Below are 15,262 nucleotides of genomic sequence, written 5' to 3'. Positions count from 1 at the left end.
GATTTTCAATATGTCCGTACATAAAAATAGCCGCAATGCTATTTTAGTACGGATTTATCGCTTTTAATCTGCTTATATGCAAATATGTCCGTACAAATAGGTGGGTGGTTAGAGTATGGTTGCCATCCTCCCGGGGGCAAGCCGGCGGAAAAACGGGATGTGGAGAGTTGAGTGGTTACGCAAGCACAGAAAAACGACCTTAAGGCTCCCCTTGGGCGGGAAGAGGGCGACGAAAGCCCGCTGTACCTGCAACTGGCCAAGCAACTGAAGCGAGCGATTCTTCAAGGCATCTTCCCTGTTGGGGCACGCTTACCCACCGAAGGCGATCTCGGCAAGCAGTACGGAGTGAGCCGCCATACCGTCAGGGAAGCGTTGCGGGTGCTGCGCAGCGACGGGCTGGTGACATCAAAGCAAGGGGCGGGGACCACCGTCGCGCAACCACTGGACACCGAATCCGATATTCACCAAGTGATGTCGATTAACGACCTGCTGGCCTTTGCCGCCGATGTGGAGTTCAACATCGATGATGTCGGGATGCAGACATTGGGCAGCGACTTGGCGGCGCAAACCGGCTTGGGGCAGGGTGAGCAGTGGTTGAGGGTTTCCGGTCTGCGACTGGATCGGGCAACCGGCGAGCCCCAGTGCCGAACCGATTACTATATTCACCGCGACTACGCCTCGGTAGGCCGGATACTGCCCAAGCACCACGGCCCTGTTTTCCCCCTATTGGAAAGTCTTTACGGCCTGCGGGTAGTGGAGGTCTCTCAACAAGTATCCGCCGTGCTATTGAACGACGACTTGGCCCAGGCCCTGCAGGCGGAGCCTGGCAGTGCAGCGCTTGAAGTCCGCCGGGCCTATAAAGCTGCAAATGGCAGGGTGATACAGGTCACGGTGAATACCCATCCCGCCTCCCGTTTCAAACACGCCATGACCATGCGACGGGTCAGAGCGTAACCCTGCCTCCGGTGCTGCTTGCTCCTGGTGTTGGTAATGGCAGGGGCGTTAGTGCGGCGTATACTCAATTGACATCTATTGATTATAGATCAACAATGATGATCATCTGTTTGATTTGGCTGCCGCTGGCTAGTGAACAACACAATGACGAAGAAAAACAAAGAAACAATAAGTAGATAAGAACAGGGAGTAGGGTATGGAGGTATCGTGGCGCGGGTAAGAAACAAAGCTGCAACCAGAGAAGCCATTCTAGAAGCGGCCAGACAGGTCCTGGCGACCTCCGGACCAGACGCACTGAGTTTATCCAAAGTAGCAAACCTCGCCGGTATCAATCGCGGTACAGCCTATCAGCATTTTGAAACCCGGGACGAGCTGGTCAAAGCGTCGGTGGAGTCTGTCGGGCAGTATATGTCGTCCTGCATATTTGGTGACATTGAATTGGACGAGGATGGACATTGGTCGGGGAGCGATGAGCGACCCGTTGATGAGGTGGTCAGCCGTCTGGTGAATTTCGCGGTGGAAAACCCGGTATTGTGCCGGATTTGGTTGTTCGAGGTGCTTTCCTCGGAAAACCCCAGCGATGACCAGTTTTTTCGCCAGTTTAAAGAATCGACCCAAGAGCTGTCTGAGTCCACATCAGCCAAGCCCGGCATTGATGTGGAAGCATTGTCGGTGATGATGTTGGCGGGGTATTTTGTGTGGCCGCTGTGGGTGGATGCCCATGCCAATACCAAGCGTCAGCGCCGGGAAATGGCGGATCGTATGCGCCACGAAGTCGTGCGGCTACTGTTAAACGGCGTGCTTGAGGGCAGCGATTTTCCTCACTTACAGCGCTCGTTGGAACAAATCCGCAAAACCCGGGAAGAAACTAGCGATTCGATTTAATCACCGGATCGATTAGCACCCGCTCATAAATAGTCGCGACTTGCTCCACCGGGATGGGTTTTTTCTGGCCCAGCCACCATGCCAGCAATTCGATCGTGCCGCTGGACACCAGAATGACCCCGACCTCTGCCGGTAGCCAATTTGGCTCTCTATTCCACGATGCGGCGACTTCCCTGGCAAGGCGTATAAATTCCTCCCGCAATCGGCTGGCCGCACCGCCGGTAAGCAGCGTCGACCACAGCGTACGATGGTCCCAGATATAGCTGCACATTGCGGTGGCCGCACCGTGGGTATCACTGGAGCCCAGTGCTTCGATGGCCAGTTCAATTAAGCGACTAATTTCCTCTGAGGCGATTTCCTCCAGCAGCTCTTCTTTACCGGGGTGATGACGGAAAAAGGTGGTATAGCCGATGCCAGCGACATTGGTGATCTGTCGGATGGTGATCTCTTCCAAAGACTTTTCGTCGAGTAATTTGAGAAACGCGGTGCGCAAGGCTTCTCGAGTTTGCAACACGCGGGCATCGGTGGTGGTGGAGTAGTGAGGCCGTAGAATTTTATTTTGCGCCATTAACTTCGCTTACTCTGGGTATCAATGCGGTCGATTATAGCGAAAATGCGATGATATCGCTTCGGCCATACCGATGACCGTGAAGAGTAGGACGGACATCGTTTTATTTGTCCGCCGCAACTTTGTAGGTTGGGTTGAAGAATAAAACCCAACACATGTGGGCTCTACGCCGCTCCGGCTGTTGGGTTTATCAACCCAACCTACGTGAATGCCTGGGTGGACAGCGCTGTATCTGTCCACCACTTTCGGCATCAGGCCAGCAACGCGTCGGGGACGTCCATTTCCATATGCAACAACGCCAGGCTGTGCACTTTGCCCTGGGCGTCCATGATCAGGGTTTCGGTGCCACCACCGCCCAGGGAATCTTCCAGGATAAAGTTCAGCGCATTGAGGTTATCCAGCTCATAGCGGGTTACGTCGCCAAAGCAGATCTCTTTAAAATGCGCTTTCACCTTGGCGGTAGTCAGTTCTTTTTTCAGGAACTCATACAGCTCGGGGGTGTTGGCTTTGATGCCCACGTTGGAGCCATCGCCCTTGTCGCCGCTGCGGGCAATGGCGATGTCCATCAGTTTTACCTTAGCCATGATCAGACCTCCTCAACGGTGACAGTGGTAGAGACTTTGGTTTTGTCGATCAGCGCCGGCCAGTAGCCCACGATCTCGGTGGGGCGGGGGCGGCCACCGGCAAAGCCGGTCACGCCAACGGGGCCGCTGGTAATCAGCGGTGCGACTTCCCGGCCCAATAAATTGAGCAGGTTCTTGTTGTAGCTTTTGGCGCCCACCCGGAGCAATACTTCTGAAGGTTCTTCGCTCTGCTTGACGATGCCCTTGTAGCACACGTTGGTTCCGAAGATTTCCACAAAGCGGTCTTTCTCAGGAATCGCCTCGCCGTAGAGGGCGACCCGGTCAAACAGAATCTGCGCCGCCAGTTCGGCTTTGGCCACAGCGTCGGGGCCGGTGTAGGTCAACTGCCCCAGCACTTTGTAGCCGTTCTCGTAAGACATGGAGACTTTGTAGGTGGGCGTTGGCGCGCTGCCCTTGATGCCGGACACTTTCACCCGATTGTCGCCGTCCTGTTCCAGGTGGATAGTAGTGAAATCAGATTGGCAGTCGGGACCCAGATAACCTTTGGGGTCACCCAGTTCATAGAGCAACTGAGAAGTGACAGTATCGACGTTAACCAGACCGCCGGTACCTTCGTGCTTGGTGACGGTAAAGGTGCCGTCGGCTTTCGCCTCTACCACCGGGTAGCCGATGCGGGCAAAATCGGGAACTGCCCGCCAGTCGCAGTAGTTACCGCCGGTGCACTGGGCGCCGCACTCGAGTATATGGCCCATCACTGTGCCGGCAGCGAGTTTGTCGTAGTCGTCGAAGGACCAACCGAATTCGTGAATCAGGGGCGCGACCACCAGCGACGGGTCAGTGGCGCGGCCGGTGACCACAATATCGGCGCCCTGGTCCAGGGCTTCGACGATGGGCTTGGCACCGATGTAGACATTGGCGCTGGAGATACGGTCGAGGATGGTTTCCACCGCTTCGCCGTTATCCAGATTTTTAAATTGCTCGCCGGACTTCATTAACTCGGGAAGTTGGTCGAGGATATCGTCGCCTTCCACCACGCCGATTTTTAAACCAGTGAGGCCCAGCTCCTTGATAACACCCTGAATGGCCTTCATGCAGCCCTTGGGGTTAACGCCGCCGGCGTTGGCGATCACTTTAATGCCTTTCTCTTTACAGGTAGGCAGAATCTCCTTGAGCATGGCGACAAAATCGGTGGCGTAACCGGCCTCCGGATTGCGCAGTTTTTGCTTCTGCATAATGCTCATGGTGACCTCGGCCAGATAGTCCAAGGTCAAGTAGTCGAGGGGGCCTTCCTCCACCAGGCGTTTTGGGCCGAGGAGGCTGTCGCCCCAGAAGCCCTGGCCGTTGGCGATCAATACTGTTTTATCGCTCATAATCGCTACCTATTTGTCAGTGGTGTGTTATTGGTGAATGGTTGCACCGGACGCTATAAAAGCTCGACCGGGCAGGTTTATCTCCAGTCGGGTCGGCGTTTTTCCAGGAAAGCGGTCAAGCCTTCCTGGCCTTCTGAGCTAACCCGGGTTTCGGCTATGCGCCGGCTGCTGTCGGCGATCAGTGCGTCGTCTATCTGGCGGTTGGCATAATCCAATACCAGTGATTTTGCCGCGGCCATGGCATCGGGGCCGTTGCGCAGTACGCTCTTTAGAATCTGTTCGACAGCCTCGTCGAGTTGCTCGGCGCTGTCTACTCGCTCTGAAACCAAGCCCAGCTCCAAGGCCTTGTCGGCGCTGATCACTTCGGCGGTGGTGAAGTAGCGCCGGGCCGCTCGCTCGCCAATTGCATTGATTACATAGGGGCTGATGGTGGCGGGGATCAAGCCGATTTTAACTTCGCTCAGGCAGAAGCTTGCTTCTGGCGCGGCCACGGCGATATCGCAACAACTGACCAAGCCGACACCACCACCAAAGGCCGCGCCCTGAACCCGAGCGATGGTGACCACCGGCAAAGTATTAAGCCGTCGCAGCATCTCCGCCAACTTGCTGGCATCGGCGTTATTTTGCTCCACGTTGTAGGAGGCCATGCGCCGCATCCAGTTAAGGTCGGCACCAGCGCTAAAACTCTTGCCGGTGGAGGCCAGCACCATAGCCTTTACCCGCCGGTCTTCGGCAATCCCGGCAAAGGCCTCGCTCAAGGTCGCGATCACGGCGTCGTCGAAGGCGTTGTGTATTTCGGGCTGAGACAAGGTTACGGTGGCGACGCCGCGATCATCAACAGTGTAAAGAGGCGTCGACATTAGCTCTGCTCCTCAAAGCGCAGTAGCTCGGCACCACCTTCTACCAGCTGGCCGGCCGCAAAGAAAAACTCCGCGACGGCGCCATCTTCAGGTGCGGCGATGCTGTGCTCCATCTTCATGGCCTCCATCACCAGCAGCGGCGTGCCTTTCTTAACCGCTGTCCCGGGCTCGACTAACAGGCTGACTATAGTGCCATTCATGGGGGCGGTCAGCTCGCCGGCGCTGTCCTCGGCGTGGAGGAAGTCGACATCGACAGCGCTGAATTTAACGTCGGCCCGATCGGTGAACAGGCAATAGCCATCTTGCTCGCTGCCGGCTTCCCGGCAGTAGGCAAACTGGTAGCGGCGGCCATCTACTTCTGCAAATACGGTGTTATCGGCGCAGTGGCCGCTGATATTCACAGTGATACCATCGATATAAACGCAGCTTAACGACTCGTCTCGATTAAACTCGGCCACCAGGTTGATGGCGTCTTCGCCAAAATGCATGCGCAGGGTTTGCTGGGCCGGCGCATTGAGCCGCCAGCCAAATTGGCTGGCCCAGGGCGAGGCCGTGTTGGCGTCTAATGAGTGGCTGTGTTGTTCGCTTAGTAATACCAGCGCCGCCAGGGCCATATCCCGCTGCCGATCTGTGTCGCGCTGTGCGGCCGCTTCGCTGTGCAGGGTTTCCAGGTGGCTGTCGATAAAGCCGGTATCGAACTGCTCGGCGGCAAAGTCCTCGCTGGCAGCCAGTTGCTGCAAGAAGCGGCGGTTGGTGGTGACACCACCAATGTGGTATTCCGACAGCGCCTTGCCCAAGCGTCGCAGAGCACTGCGGCGATCCGGACCCCATACCACCAGTTTGGCAATCATCGGGTCGTAGTACACCGATATATCATCGCCGGCGCGCACGCCGGAATCGATGCGTACATGATCGCTAAGTTCGGGAAGCTGAAAGTGATCCACACGGCCAGTTTGGGGCAAAAATTGATTGTCGGTGTCTTCGGCATAGATCCGGGCTTCAAAGGCGTGACCATTGATGGCCAGCTGCTCTTGGTTTTTGGGCAGCTCGCCGCCACTGGCAACCTGAAGCTGCCATTCCACTAGATCCTGACCGGTAATCATTTCGGTGACCGGGTGTTCTACCTGCAGCCGGGTGTTCATCTCCATAAAGTAGAACTCGCCGCTGTCAGCCAGCAGGAACTCTACCGTGCCAGCGCCGCAGTAATTGATCGCCTTGGCGGCCTGAACTGCGGCATCACCCATGGTCTGACGCAGCGTGTCGGTCATTTTGGGGGCCGGCGCTTCTTCGATGACTTTTTGGTGGCGGCGTTGCAATGAGCAGTCCCGTTCAAAGAGGTGCACACCGTTGCCGTGGCTGTCGCAAAAGACTTGGACTTCAACATGCCGGGGGCCAGTGAGGTATTTTTCCACCAACATTTTGTCGTCGCCGAAAGCCTTGGTGGCCTCCCGCTTGGCGCCGGCCAGGGCATCGCTGAATTCGCTTTCCGACCAGATGATGCGCATGCCTTTACCGCCGCCGCCGGCGCTGGCTTTGAGCAGCACCGGGTAGCCGATGTCGGCTGCGGTATTGCGCAGCAAGGCCTCATCCTGATCGTCGCCGTGATAACCGGGCAGCAGTGGGACGCCGGCCTCGGCCATAATGCGTTTGGACATGGACTTGGAGCCCATGGCCTCAATGGCGCCTACCGGCGGGCCGATAAACACGATGCCCGCTTCGTCACAGCGCTGGCAGAAGCCGGCATTCTCCGACAGAAAACCGTAGCCGGGGTGAATGGCATCGGCGCCGCTTTGCTTCGCAGCGGCAATGACTTTATCGACATCCAGGTAGGACTCGCTGGCAGCGGCACCGCCCAGGTAGATGGCGTCGTCGGCCATTTCCACATGCAGAGCGTTGCGGTCGGCATCGCTGTAAACGGCTATGCTGCGTATACCCAGGCGACGCAGGGTGCGAATAACCCGACAGGCAATTTCACCGCGGTTGGCTATTAATACACTGTTAAACATGATCTCTCTCCAATCCGCTGTGATTACATCCGGAACACGCCAAACTGGCTGTCGGGGATATCGGCGTTAAGGCTGGCGGACAGACTGAGTCCGAGTACCCGGCGTGTGTCGGCGGGGTCGATGACACCGTCATCCCAGAGCCGGGCCGAGGCGTAAAAGGGATGGCTCTGCTCCTCGAACTTATCGAGGATGGGCTGCTTAAAGGCCTGCTCCTCTTCCTCTGACCACTCCTGTTTATTGCGCTGGTACTGCTCCCGCTTGATCTGGGCCAACACACCGGCGGCCTGCTCGCCGCCCATTACTGCGATGCGGGCATTGGGCCACATATACATAAAACGGGGCTCGTAGGCGCGGCCACACATGCCGTAGTTGCCGGCGCCATAGGAACCGCCAATGACCACGGTGAACTTGGGGACCTTGGCACAGGCGACCGCCATGACCATTTTGGCGCCGTTACGCGCTATGCCGCCGGCTTCGTATTGCTTGCCCACCATAAAACCGGTGATGTTTTGCAGGAATATCAGCGGAATTTTGCGCTGGGCGCACAGCTCGATAAAGTGGGCGCCTTTTTGCGCCGACTCGCTGAACAGGATGCCGTTGTTGGCAACGATGCCCACCGGATAGCCGTACAGTCGGGCGAAACCGCAGACCAGGGTGGTGCCGTACAACGCTTTAAATTCGTCGAACTCGGAACCATCGACAATGCGGGCAATAATGTCCCTGACATCAAATGGTTTGCGAGTGTCGGCAGGAATGATGCCGTAGACTTCCTCGGCGGCGTAGCGAGGTGGCTTGGCCTCGGTAACCTCCAGTTGTTGGGGTTTTTTCCAATTGAGACGCGCAACTGAGGCGCGGGCCATCTGAATAGCGTGCTCGTCGTTTTGGGCGTAGTGGTCGGCCACACCGGACTGGCGGCAGTGCACATCGGCGCCGCCCAGCTCTTCGGCGGTGACTACCTCGCCAGTGGCTGCTCGCACCAGGGGCGGCCCGGCGAGAAAGATGGTGCCCTGTTCCTTGACGATAATGGTCTCGTCCGCCATGGCGGGCACGTAAGCGCCGCCGGCGGTGCAGGAACCCATCACCACAGCGATTTGGGGGATACCTTTGGCGGACATATTGGCCTGATTGAAAAAGATGCGGCCAAAGTGATCCCGGTCGGGAAACACCTCATCCTGCTGAGGCAGGTTGGCGCCGCCGGAGTCCACCAGGTAAATGCAGGGCAGGCGGTTCTGCTCGGCGATGGTCTGGGCGCGCAGGTGCTTTTTAACGGTGAGGGGATAGTAAGAGCCGCCTTTCACCGTGGCGTCGTTGGCGACAATCATGCACTCCACGCCACTGACCTGACCGATGCCGGCCACCACGCCAGCGGCGGGAACATCCTCGCCATAGACCTTCCAGGCGGCCAACTGGGAAATTTCTAAAAACGGCGAGCCGGGGTCCAGGAGGGCGTCGATACGTTGGCGGGGCAGTAATTTACCCCGGGACAGGTGCCGCTCCCGGGCTTTTTCACCGCCGCCGTTGCGGATATGGGCACAGGCATCATGCAGAGCGTCATTCTGCTCCCGCATCGCCTCGGCGTTGGCGAGAAACTCCTCGCTCTGTGTGTTAATCGTGCTTTTTAGAACGGGCATGAGGTTTTCAGTCCTGTTGGCGTTTTATTCTGCTTAAACCGCTTTCTTATGCAGTTTCTTCCTGGCTTGCGGTGATCTAGGCTGTCTCTTTAAACAGCTCGCGACCGATCAGCATTCGGCGAATTTCCGAGGTGCCGGCGCCAATCTCGTAAAGCTTGGCATCTCGCAGCAAGCGGCCAGTGGGGTATTCGTTGATATAGCCGTTGCCGCCCAGTGTTTGAATCGCTTGCAATGCGGTTTGGGTGGCGCGCTCTGCGGTGTACAGGATGACCGCAGCGGCGTCCTTGCGGCTCTCTTCGCCGCGATCGCAAGCCCGGGCTACCGCATAGAGATAGGCGCGGCTGGCATTCAATTCGGTGTACATGTCGGCCACTTTGCCCTGCATCAGTTGGAATTCACCGATGCTCTGACCAAACTGTTTGCGGTCGTGGAGGTAGGGCACCACCACGTCCAGGCAAGCCTGCATAATGCCCACCGGCCCACCGGATAACACGGTGCGCTCATAGTCCAAACCGCTCATCAGTACATTGACGCCGCGACCCACTTCGCCCAATACGTTTTCTTCCGGCACTTCGCAGTTCTCAAACACCAGCTCACAGGTGTTGGAACCCCGCATTCCCAGCTTGTCCAGCTTCTGCGCCCGAGAAAAACCGGGGAAGTCCCGCTCGACAATAAAGGCGGTCATGCCCCGGGGGCCGGCCTCTGGGTCAGTCTTGGCGTAGATCACATACACATGGGCATCTGGGCCGTTAGTGATCCACATTTTGTTGCCGTTGAGGATGTAGCGATCGCCCTTTTTCTCGGCCCGCAGTTTCATGCTCACTACGTCCGAGCCGGCATTGGGTTCGGACATCGCCAGGGCGCCAATGTGCTCGCCGCTGCACAGCTTGGGCAGGTATTGACTGCGCTGGGCGTCGTTGCCGTTTTTATAAATCTGGTTAACGCACAGATTGGAGTGCGCGCCGTAAGACAGGCCCACCGACGCTGAGGCACGGCTAATTTCTTCCATTGCCACGCAGTGGGCCAGGTAGCCCATGTCGCTGCCCCCGTATTCCTCGCTAACGGTGATACCCAGCAAACCGAGGTCGCCGAACTTCTTCCACATATCCATGGGGAAGGCGTTGTCCCGGTCGATCTCCTCCGCTCGGGGCGCCAGTTCAGTTTTGGCGAGGTTGTAGGTCATATCTCGCAGCATGTCGATCTCTTCACCGAGACCGAAATTGAGAGTGGGGTAAGGTGTGTTCATTGTTATCTCCCGGCTTAGCTGGCTTGCTGACGTTGTTCGAGGGCTTCCACCAAGCGCCGTTCCGACTCATCGAGGTCCTGCATCATGATCTCGATATCCCGCAGCTGGTGCTCCAACTGTCGGCGCTTATCCTGAATTGCTTTTATCAGCGTAGTTAACTGCTTGCTGTTGTCGTGGTTGGGCTCGTACATCTCGATGATGTCCCGGCTCTCTTCCAGTGACAGCCCTAACCGCTTGCCCCGCAGAATCAGCTTCAGGCGGGTGCGATCGGCGGCACTGTACACACGGCTTTGACCCTGACGGGTCGGCTTGAGCAAGCCTTTCTCTTCATAAAAGCGGATGGTGCGGGTGGTGATATCAAACTCTGCCGCCAGTTCGGAGATGGAGTAAGACACCGCTGCCTTTGCCGTCCCGCTTTTGCCAGCCGGTTTGTTCGCTTTTACCGCTTTAGTTGGAGCCACGTGGCTTTCCTCAATAACCCGCATGTGCCTATACGCTAAATGACCTTTACGTAAACGTCAACTTGGGGCCAGTAAAAAATCCGGGTGGTTTATACCCGGATTACCAGGAAAGGCGAGCTGGGCGGCGGCCTATCCTGCAGCTTCCCCGGCTGTTGCCGTACTTAGAACTGGCGCTCCGGGATACGGATGACCATGCCGTCGAGATCGTCAGTGACGATGATTTGGCAGGACAGGCGGCTGTTGTCCTGGGGGTCGAAAACCTCCTCCAGCAGCACTTCTTCCATGTCATTCTGCTCTTCCAGCTTGCCCAGCCAGCTTTCGTCAACGTAGACGTGGCAGGTGGCGCAGGAGCAGGAGCCGCCGCAGTCGGCGACGATGCCGCGGATGTTGTTGTCCATCGCGGCCTGCATCACGGTGGTACCAGACGCGACTTCCACGTCGTGCTCTTCGCCGTTGTGCTCAATGTATTTAATGGTTGCCATAACTCAATCTCTACTTAATCAAACGTTGCCCGACCGCCGGTCGGGCGGGGCATAATACCTAAATATTGTCAGCCCTTCTCTGCTCAGCCGATAAAGGCTGGCAAGGTCTCCCAACCGCGGGTGGTGGAGGAAGAGGCCAGTTCTGCATTCTCTGCGTCAATGGTCCAGTCGGGGAAGCGCTTCATGATTTCCTCCAGGGCTACGCGGCCCTCAACCCGCGCCAGTGCAGCGCCCAGACAGGCGTGCACGCCGCGGCCAAAGGTGATGTGGGGAGGGTGGCCGCGCAGGATGTCGAACTTCTCCCCGTTTTCAAAGCGAGCTTCGTCGCGGTTGGCCGAGGCCAGTAGGAACAGCATTACGGCGCCGGCAGGGACGATCTGGCCGTGAATCTCGACGTCTTTGGTGACGTGGCGCGCCACCGATGGACCGGGGGGTTCGCAGCGCAGGATTTCTTCAATGGCAGCGGAAGTCAGGCTGGGGTCCTTGGCCAGCGCACGGCGCTGATCGGGATTGTCGCCTAGCAGCTTTCCGGTCCAGCCAATCAATTTGGCTGTGGTTTCGTTACCCGCACCGGCAATAACGTTCACAAAGATTAGAATTTCGTCTTTCGTGAGCTTGCGCTTGGTACCGGTGGGGTCGGTGAACTCGACATTCAGCAGCTCAGTCATCAGGTCGTCGGAGGGGTTGTTTTCCCGCCAGTCGATATAGTCCTCGAAGCCCTCGCCAGTATAGGACGCTTGGTCGTGGGACATCGGCTTGCCTTCTTCGGTACGCAGTGAGGCGTCGATGCGCTCGCGAACTTCGTCCCGATCCTCGTCGGGAATCCCCAACAGCATGCCAATCACGCCGCCGGGCAGTTTGTCACCCAGGTCTTCGATGAAGTCGAACTTCTCGGCGCCAATCTTTTCGTCCAGGCACTTCGCCGTGTAGTCGCGAATCTGCTGCTCCAGCTGATTCATGCGGCGGGGCGTAAACACACGCGCGACCACGGAGCGGTAAGCGGTGTGCATCGGGGGATCGTGCCAGATAAACATGCCATCCGGAACTTCAATATCTTCCCGGATAAACTCCATGATATCGCTGCGGGCAGAGCTGAAAGTGCTGGTGTCCCCAAACAGCTTGTCGATGTCATCGTAACGGCTCAGCGCGTAGAAATCGTACTCTTTGTTGTAGTAAAGCGGCGCTTCTTCCCGCATCCGCTTGTAGTAGGGATAGGGGTTTTGATTGAGATCTGGGCGATAGGGGTCCCAGTAGAGTGGGTCTGTTGTCATGTTGCTCACCGTTGTGTGTATGTCCCCAAGGGGTTTTTATGAAATATCGTGGTTCACAATAGGTAAGTGCTGGGTTTGGTGTCAAGTCGCCAACATTACAGCTATGTCAGATTTGTGATCCGATCGGCATTGCATCAGTGCTTGCGGGCCCCGGTGCCACTGCAGCGCATTTTCTGCTCCCCGGTGTCTGGGAATCTCAAATCAATGGCAGTATAGTATACAACATTGTTGATAAACAGAGAATGAGAAATCAGCTGTTGCTGTACACGCTGTGTGCGCGATGTCGGGCGATCTGCATTGTCGGCAAGCTGCATTTAATAACGATAATTGCGTTGTGAGGAAAAATACGATGACCAGTCAAAACAAAGTCGCGGTAGTCACTGGTGGTGCGTCCGGAATAGGGGCGGCCATTTGCCGCGCGCTTGCCGAGGACGGCATGGATATCGCCATTTGGGATCTCAACGAAGCAGCCATGACCAATGTGGCTGCCGACTTGGAAGCATTGGGGCGCCGGGTGGTTTGCAGCAAGGTCAACGTGGCTGATCGCGCTTCTGTTGAGGCGGCCGCCGAACAAGCCCGGAATACCTTGGGTCCGGTGACGGTATTGGTTAACAGTGCCGGTGTTCACGCCACTGGCGCGCTGCTGGATTTGAGCGACGAAGAGTGGAATCGGGTCATTAATATAAACCTCAATGGCACCTTTATCTGCACCCAGGTTTTGGTTCCAGACATGGTTGCTGCCAATTGGGGGCGGATTATTAATATCTCTTCCTCTAGCACCCAGACGGGTTCACCCAATATGTCTCACTACGTCGCCTCCAAAGCCGGCGTGATTGGTTTTACCAAGGCCTTAGCTGTGGAGCTGGGCGGCAAGGGTATCACCGTCAATAACGTTCCCCCGGGATCGGTGGATACGCCAATGCTGCGGGATCTGGAAGCGAAGGGTGGTCTGCCCGGCGGCGTGGAGGCCATTGCTGCCCGCAACCCGGTTAAACGTATAGGTCAGCCTGAGGATATGGCTGCGGCAGTGGCTTTTTTGGCCTCGGACAAAGCGGGCTATATCACCGGGCACACCTTGAGCGTTAATGGCGGCCGCTACTTTAACTAATCGCAAAGTCACCCTCACGGCGCCACGCCACCATGGTGCTGGCGCTAAAGGTGTTGGTGCAAAACAATAATTTACACTGTAAACAGGTTGGGTTGATCTATGTCTGAGACAGCGATATTTCCCTCGGGGTTGTCGAGCCTGCAGGGCCCGGCGTTGGAAACGGAGCAGGGCCTGGGATCGTTGACTTTGCCCGGTTTTATGACTGAGATTGCCGAGCGTTTCGGGGAACGGGAAGCGCTGTGCTGGCGTGACTTGCAGGGGCAGGTGCAACGCTGGAGCTACGCGGACATGCATGCCCAGTGCCGTAAAGTTGCCAAGGCCCTGATCGCGGCGGGTTGCGGTCGCGGCAGTCGGGTTGGTGTGCTGGTGAGTAATCGCCCCGAATGGCTGTTCTCAGCTTTCGGTGCCGCCATGGCGGGGGCCACCTGTGTGGCGATGAATACCTTCTCTACACAGTCTGAGCTGCAGTATCAGCTGCAACACGCCGATATTGAGTTTTTGATTATCGAAGCCGGCGTGGCCTCCAAAGACTTTATTGGCGACGTACTCAGTCTCTGTCCCGGTTTGCCGGGTGGGGATGGGCGCTATAGTAATCCTGACTATCCGTTTTTACGCAGAGTGGTTTGCATAGACGATGATCAAGCTCGGGAGGGCATCCAGGCCTGGTCCCAGTTTCTCAATGGCGGCGACGGGCTTGGCGACGAACTGGTGGATGCCGCCAGTCAGGCCGCCGATGCCCTGGATCGAGGATTGATTTTCTTTTCTTCCGGGTCGACGGCCTTACCCAAAGCAATTCAGCAAACTCAGCGTGCGGCGATGATGCAGTGCTGGCGCTTTGGCCAATGGTACGGCGTTGATAAAGACGTGCGCACCTGGAGCGCCAACGGCTTTTTCTGGTCGGGCAACTTTGCCATGGCCTTTGGCAGCACGCTGACTGTGGGTGGGTGTTTGGTATTGCAGCGCTTCTTCGATCCCGATGAAGCAGTGCAGTTATTTGTCGATGAGAAGGTATCGCTACCCATTGCCTGGCCCCACCAGGAAGCGCGTTTGACAGAGTGCCCTGCCTGGAATGATGCCGACCTGTCGGCGATGAAATATGTCGACGCCAATCTGGTTTTGGCGACCCATCCCGCGATTAAGTCCAGCTGGCGTCAACCCAATGGTTACGGCATGACTGAAACCTTTACCTTCATTGTCGGCGATTGTGGCGACCGTGTGCCGGCGGGCACCCATGGCCCGGTATTACCCGGTAACACCGTGCGGATCATTAACCCGGACAGCGGCGAGCTGCTGCCGGTGGGGCAGTCCGGTGAAATTACGGTGAAGGGACCGACCCTGTCTCCCGGTTACTTGAAGATTGCTCCGGAAACCACCTTTGATGAAGACGGTTTTATGCGCAGTGGTGACTGCGGCCACTTCACTGAGGACGGCTTTTTGGTTTGGGAAGGGCGCCTGAGCGATACCATCAAAACGGGTGGCGCCAATGTCTCCCCCACCGAAATCGACGCGGTGCTGTGCAAACATCCTGCTGTGCAAAGTACCTTCACCGTCGGTGTGCCCCACGACACTCTCGGTGAAATCGTTGTGTCTTGTGTGCTGGTGAGGGATGGCAAAACACTGGAAGTTGACGAGCTGCGTGCCTATGCCAAGCAATACCTCGCCAGTTACAAAGTGCCCAGGGAAGTGTTGTTCTTCGATGAGGAAGAGTTACCCATGACCGGCAGCAACAAGATTCAGCGCCCGGAACTGAAAAAAATGGCTCAAGCGCGGCTTGAAGTTTAGCTGCGGTTGTTTAGCCCCAAGGTAAAAACACCATAAAACTTAGGTGGCGATAGC

The 15,262-nt window shown here is 57.0% G+C and carries 14 protein-coding genes; 4 read left to right on the top strand and 10 right to left on the bottom strand.

Features of this window, described 5'->3' with window-relative positions; genetic code table 11:
* Positions 1 to 171 precede the first annotated feature (171 nt).
* Both I6N98_RS12815 and I6N98_RS12810 read left to right on the top strand, forming a co-directional pair.
* Positions 172 to 954 (top strand): GntR family transcriptional regulator, encoded by a 783-nt coding sequence (locus I6N98_RS12815; protein WP_198568744.1) that lies wholly within the window; start codon positions 172 to 174, stop codon positions 952 to 954.
* 207 nt (positions 955 to 1,161) lie between these two features.
* Positions 1,162 to 1,839 (top strand): TetR/AcrR family transcriptional regulator, encoded by a 678-nt coding sequence (locus I6N98_RS12810; protein WP_198568743.1) that lies wholly within the window; start codon positions 1,162 to 1,164, stop codon positions 1,837 to 1,839.
* Here the strand turns inward: I6N98_RS12810 and I6N98_RS12805 are convergent.
* From I6N98_RS12805 to I6N98_RS12760, 10 genes are all read right to left on the bottom strand, one after another.
* Entirely contained in the window at positions 1,823 to 2,407 is a 585-nt protein-coding gene (locus I6N98_RS12805) for a TetR/AcrR family transcriptional regulator (RefSeq protein WP_198568742.1), read from the bottom strand. The two genes, I6N98_RS12810 and I6N98_RS12805, sit on opposite strands and share 17 nt — an antisense overlap.
* 251 nt (positions 2,408 to 2,658) lie before the next feature.
* On the bottom strand, positions 2,659 to 2,991 hold the full coding sequence (locus I6N98_RS12800; protein WP_198568741.1) for an AtuA-related protein: 333 nt from the start codon (positions 2,989 to 2,991) through the stop codon (positions 2,659 to 2,661).
* A 2-nt stretch (positions 2,992 to 2,993) separates the two neighbouring features.
* Positions 2,994 to 4,361 carry an acyclic terpene utilization AtuA family protein gene (locus tag I6N98_RS12795; RefSeq protein WP_198568740.1) on the bottom strand — a complete coding sequence of 456 codons (1,368 nt, stop codon included), beginning with the start codon at positions 4,359 to 4,361 and terminating at the stop codon, positions 2,994 to 2,996.
* A gap of 77 nt (positions 4,362 to 4,438) precedes the next feature.
* On the bottom strand, positions 4,439 to 5,221 hold the full coding sequence (locus I6N98_RS12790) for an enoyl-CoA hydratase/isomerase family protein (RefSeq protein ID WP_198568739.1): 783 nt from the start codon (positions 5,219 to 5,221) through the stop codon (positions 4,439 to 4,441).
* Positions 5,221 to 7,227, bottom strand: a complete 2,007-nt coding sequence (locus I6N98_RS12785) for an acetyl-CoA carboxylase biotin carboxylase subunit (RefSeq protein ID WP_198568738.1) — start codon at positions 7,225 to 7,227, stop codon at positions 5,221 to 5,223. Before I6N98_RS12785 ends, I6N98_RS12790 begins: the two co-directional genes overlap by 1 nt.
* A 23-nt stretch (positions 7,228 to 7,250) precedes the next feature.
* Complete coding sequence (locus I6N98_RS12780) at positions 7,251 to 8,858, bottom strand: carboxyl transferase domain-containing protein (RefSeq protein ID WP_198568737.1); 1,608 nt, start codon at positions 8,856 to 8,858, stop codon at positions 7,251 to 7,253.
* Between the two features lie 76 nt (positions 8,859 to 8,934).
* On the bottom strand, positions 8,935 to 10,104 hold the full coding sequence (locus I6N98_RS12775; protein ID WP_198568736.1) for an isovaleryl-CoA dehydrogenase: 1,170 nt from the start codon (positions 10,102 to 10,104) through the stop codon (positions 8,935 to 8,937).
* A 14-nt stretch (positions 10,105 to 10,118) separates the two neighbouring features.
* A complete protein-coding gene (locus I6N98_RS12770) occupies positions 10,119 to 10,565 on the bottom strand; it encodes a MerR family transcriptional regulator (protein WP_273475441.1) in 447 nt (148 codons plus the stop codon).
* A 161-nt stretch (positions 10,566 to 10,726) separates the two neighbouring features.
* Positions 10,727 to 11,047: a 2Fe-2S iron-sulfur cluster-binding protein gene (locus I6N98_RS12765; RefSeq protein WP_198568734.1), complete on the bottom strand. Its 321-nt coding sequence runs from the start codon at positions 11,045 to 11,047 to the stop codon at positions 10,727 to 10,729.
* A gap of 83 nt (positions 11,048 to 11,130) precedes the next feature.
* Positions 11,131 to 12,318, bottom strand: coding sequence for a cytochrome P450 (locus tag I6N98_RS12760; RefSeq protein WP_198568733.1), 1,188 nt, complete (start codon positions 12,316 to 12,318; stop codon positions 11,131 to 11,133).
* Between the two features lie 349 nt (positions 12,319 to 12,667).
* Here I6N98_RS12760 and I6N98_RS12755 point away from each other — a divergent pair, with 349 nt between their 5' ends.
* Together I6N98_RS12755 and I6N98_RS12750 are read left to right on the top strand one after the other, a co-directional pair.
* A complete protein-coding gene (locus I6N98_RS12755; protein ID WP_198568732.1) occupies positions 12,668 to 13,426 on the top strand; it encodes an SDR family NAD(P)-dependent oxidoreductase in 759 nt (252 codons plus the stop codon).
* A 99-nt stretch (positions 13,427 to 13,525) separates the two neighbouring features.
* Positions 13,526 to 15,208, top strand: coding sequence for a class I adenylate-forming enzyme family protein (locus I6N98_RS12750; protein WP_198568731.1), 1,683 nt, complete (start codon positions 13,526 to 13,528; stop codon positions 15,206 to 15,208).
* Positions 15,209 to 15,262: the final 54 nt, after the last annotated feature.

It is taken from the genome of Spongiibacter nanhainus, assembly GCF_016132545.1.
Taxonomy (GTDB): Bacteria; Pseudomonadota; Gammaproteobacteria; order Pseudomonadales; family Spongiibacteraceae; genus Spongiibacter; species Spongiibacter nanhainus.
Note: the sequence above shows the minus strand (reverse complement) of the source record. Positions and strands in the feature narration are given on the sequence as shown.

Coding starts and splice junctions, on each gene's coding strand:
- I6N98_RS12805 (WP_198568742.1), bottom strand. CDS start 2,407: ATGGCGCAAAATAAAATTCTACGGCCTCACTACTCCACCACCACCGAT.
- I6N98_RS12800 (WP_198568741.1), bottom strand. CDS start 2,991: ATGGCTAAGGTAAAACTGATGGACATCGCCATTGCCCGCAGCGGCGAC.
- I6N98_RS12795 (WP_198568740.1), bottom strand. CDS start 4,361: ATGAGCGATAAAACAGTATTGATCGCCAACGGCCAGGGCTTCTGGGGC.
- I6N98_RS12790 (WP_198568739.1), bottom strand. CDS start 5,221: ATGTCGACGCCTCTTTACACTGTTGATGATCGCGGCGTCGCCACCGTA.
- I6N98_RS12785 (WP_198568738.1), bottom strand. CDS start 7,227: ATGTTTAACAGTGTATTAATAGCCAACCGCGGTGAAATTGCCTGTCGG.
- I6N98_RS12780 (WP_198568737.1), bottom strand. CDS start 8,858: ATGCCCGTTCTAAAAAGCACGATTAACACACAGAGCGAGGAGTTTCTC.
- I6N98_RS12775 (WP_198568736.1), bottom strand. CDS start 10,104: ATGAACACACCTTACCCCACTCTCAATTTCGGTCTCGGTGAAGAGATC.
- I6N98_RS12765 (WP_198568734.1), bottom strand. CDS start 11,047: ATGGCAACCATTAAATACATTGAGCACAACGGCGAAGAGCACGACGTG.
- I6N98_RS12760 (WP_198568733.1), bottom strand. CDS start 12,318: ATGACAACAGACCCACTCTACTGGGACCCCTATCGCCCAGATCTCAAT.
- I6N98_RS12755 (WP_198568732.1), top strand. CDS start 12,668: ATGACCAGTCAAAACAAAGTCGCGGTAGTCACTGGTGGTGCGTCCGGA.
- I6N98_RS12750 (WP_198568731.1), top strand. CDS start 13,526: ATGTCTGAGACAGCGATATTTCCCTCGGGGTTGTCGAGCCTGCAGGGC.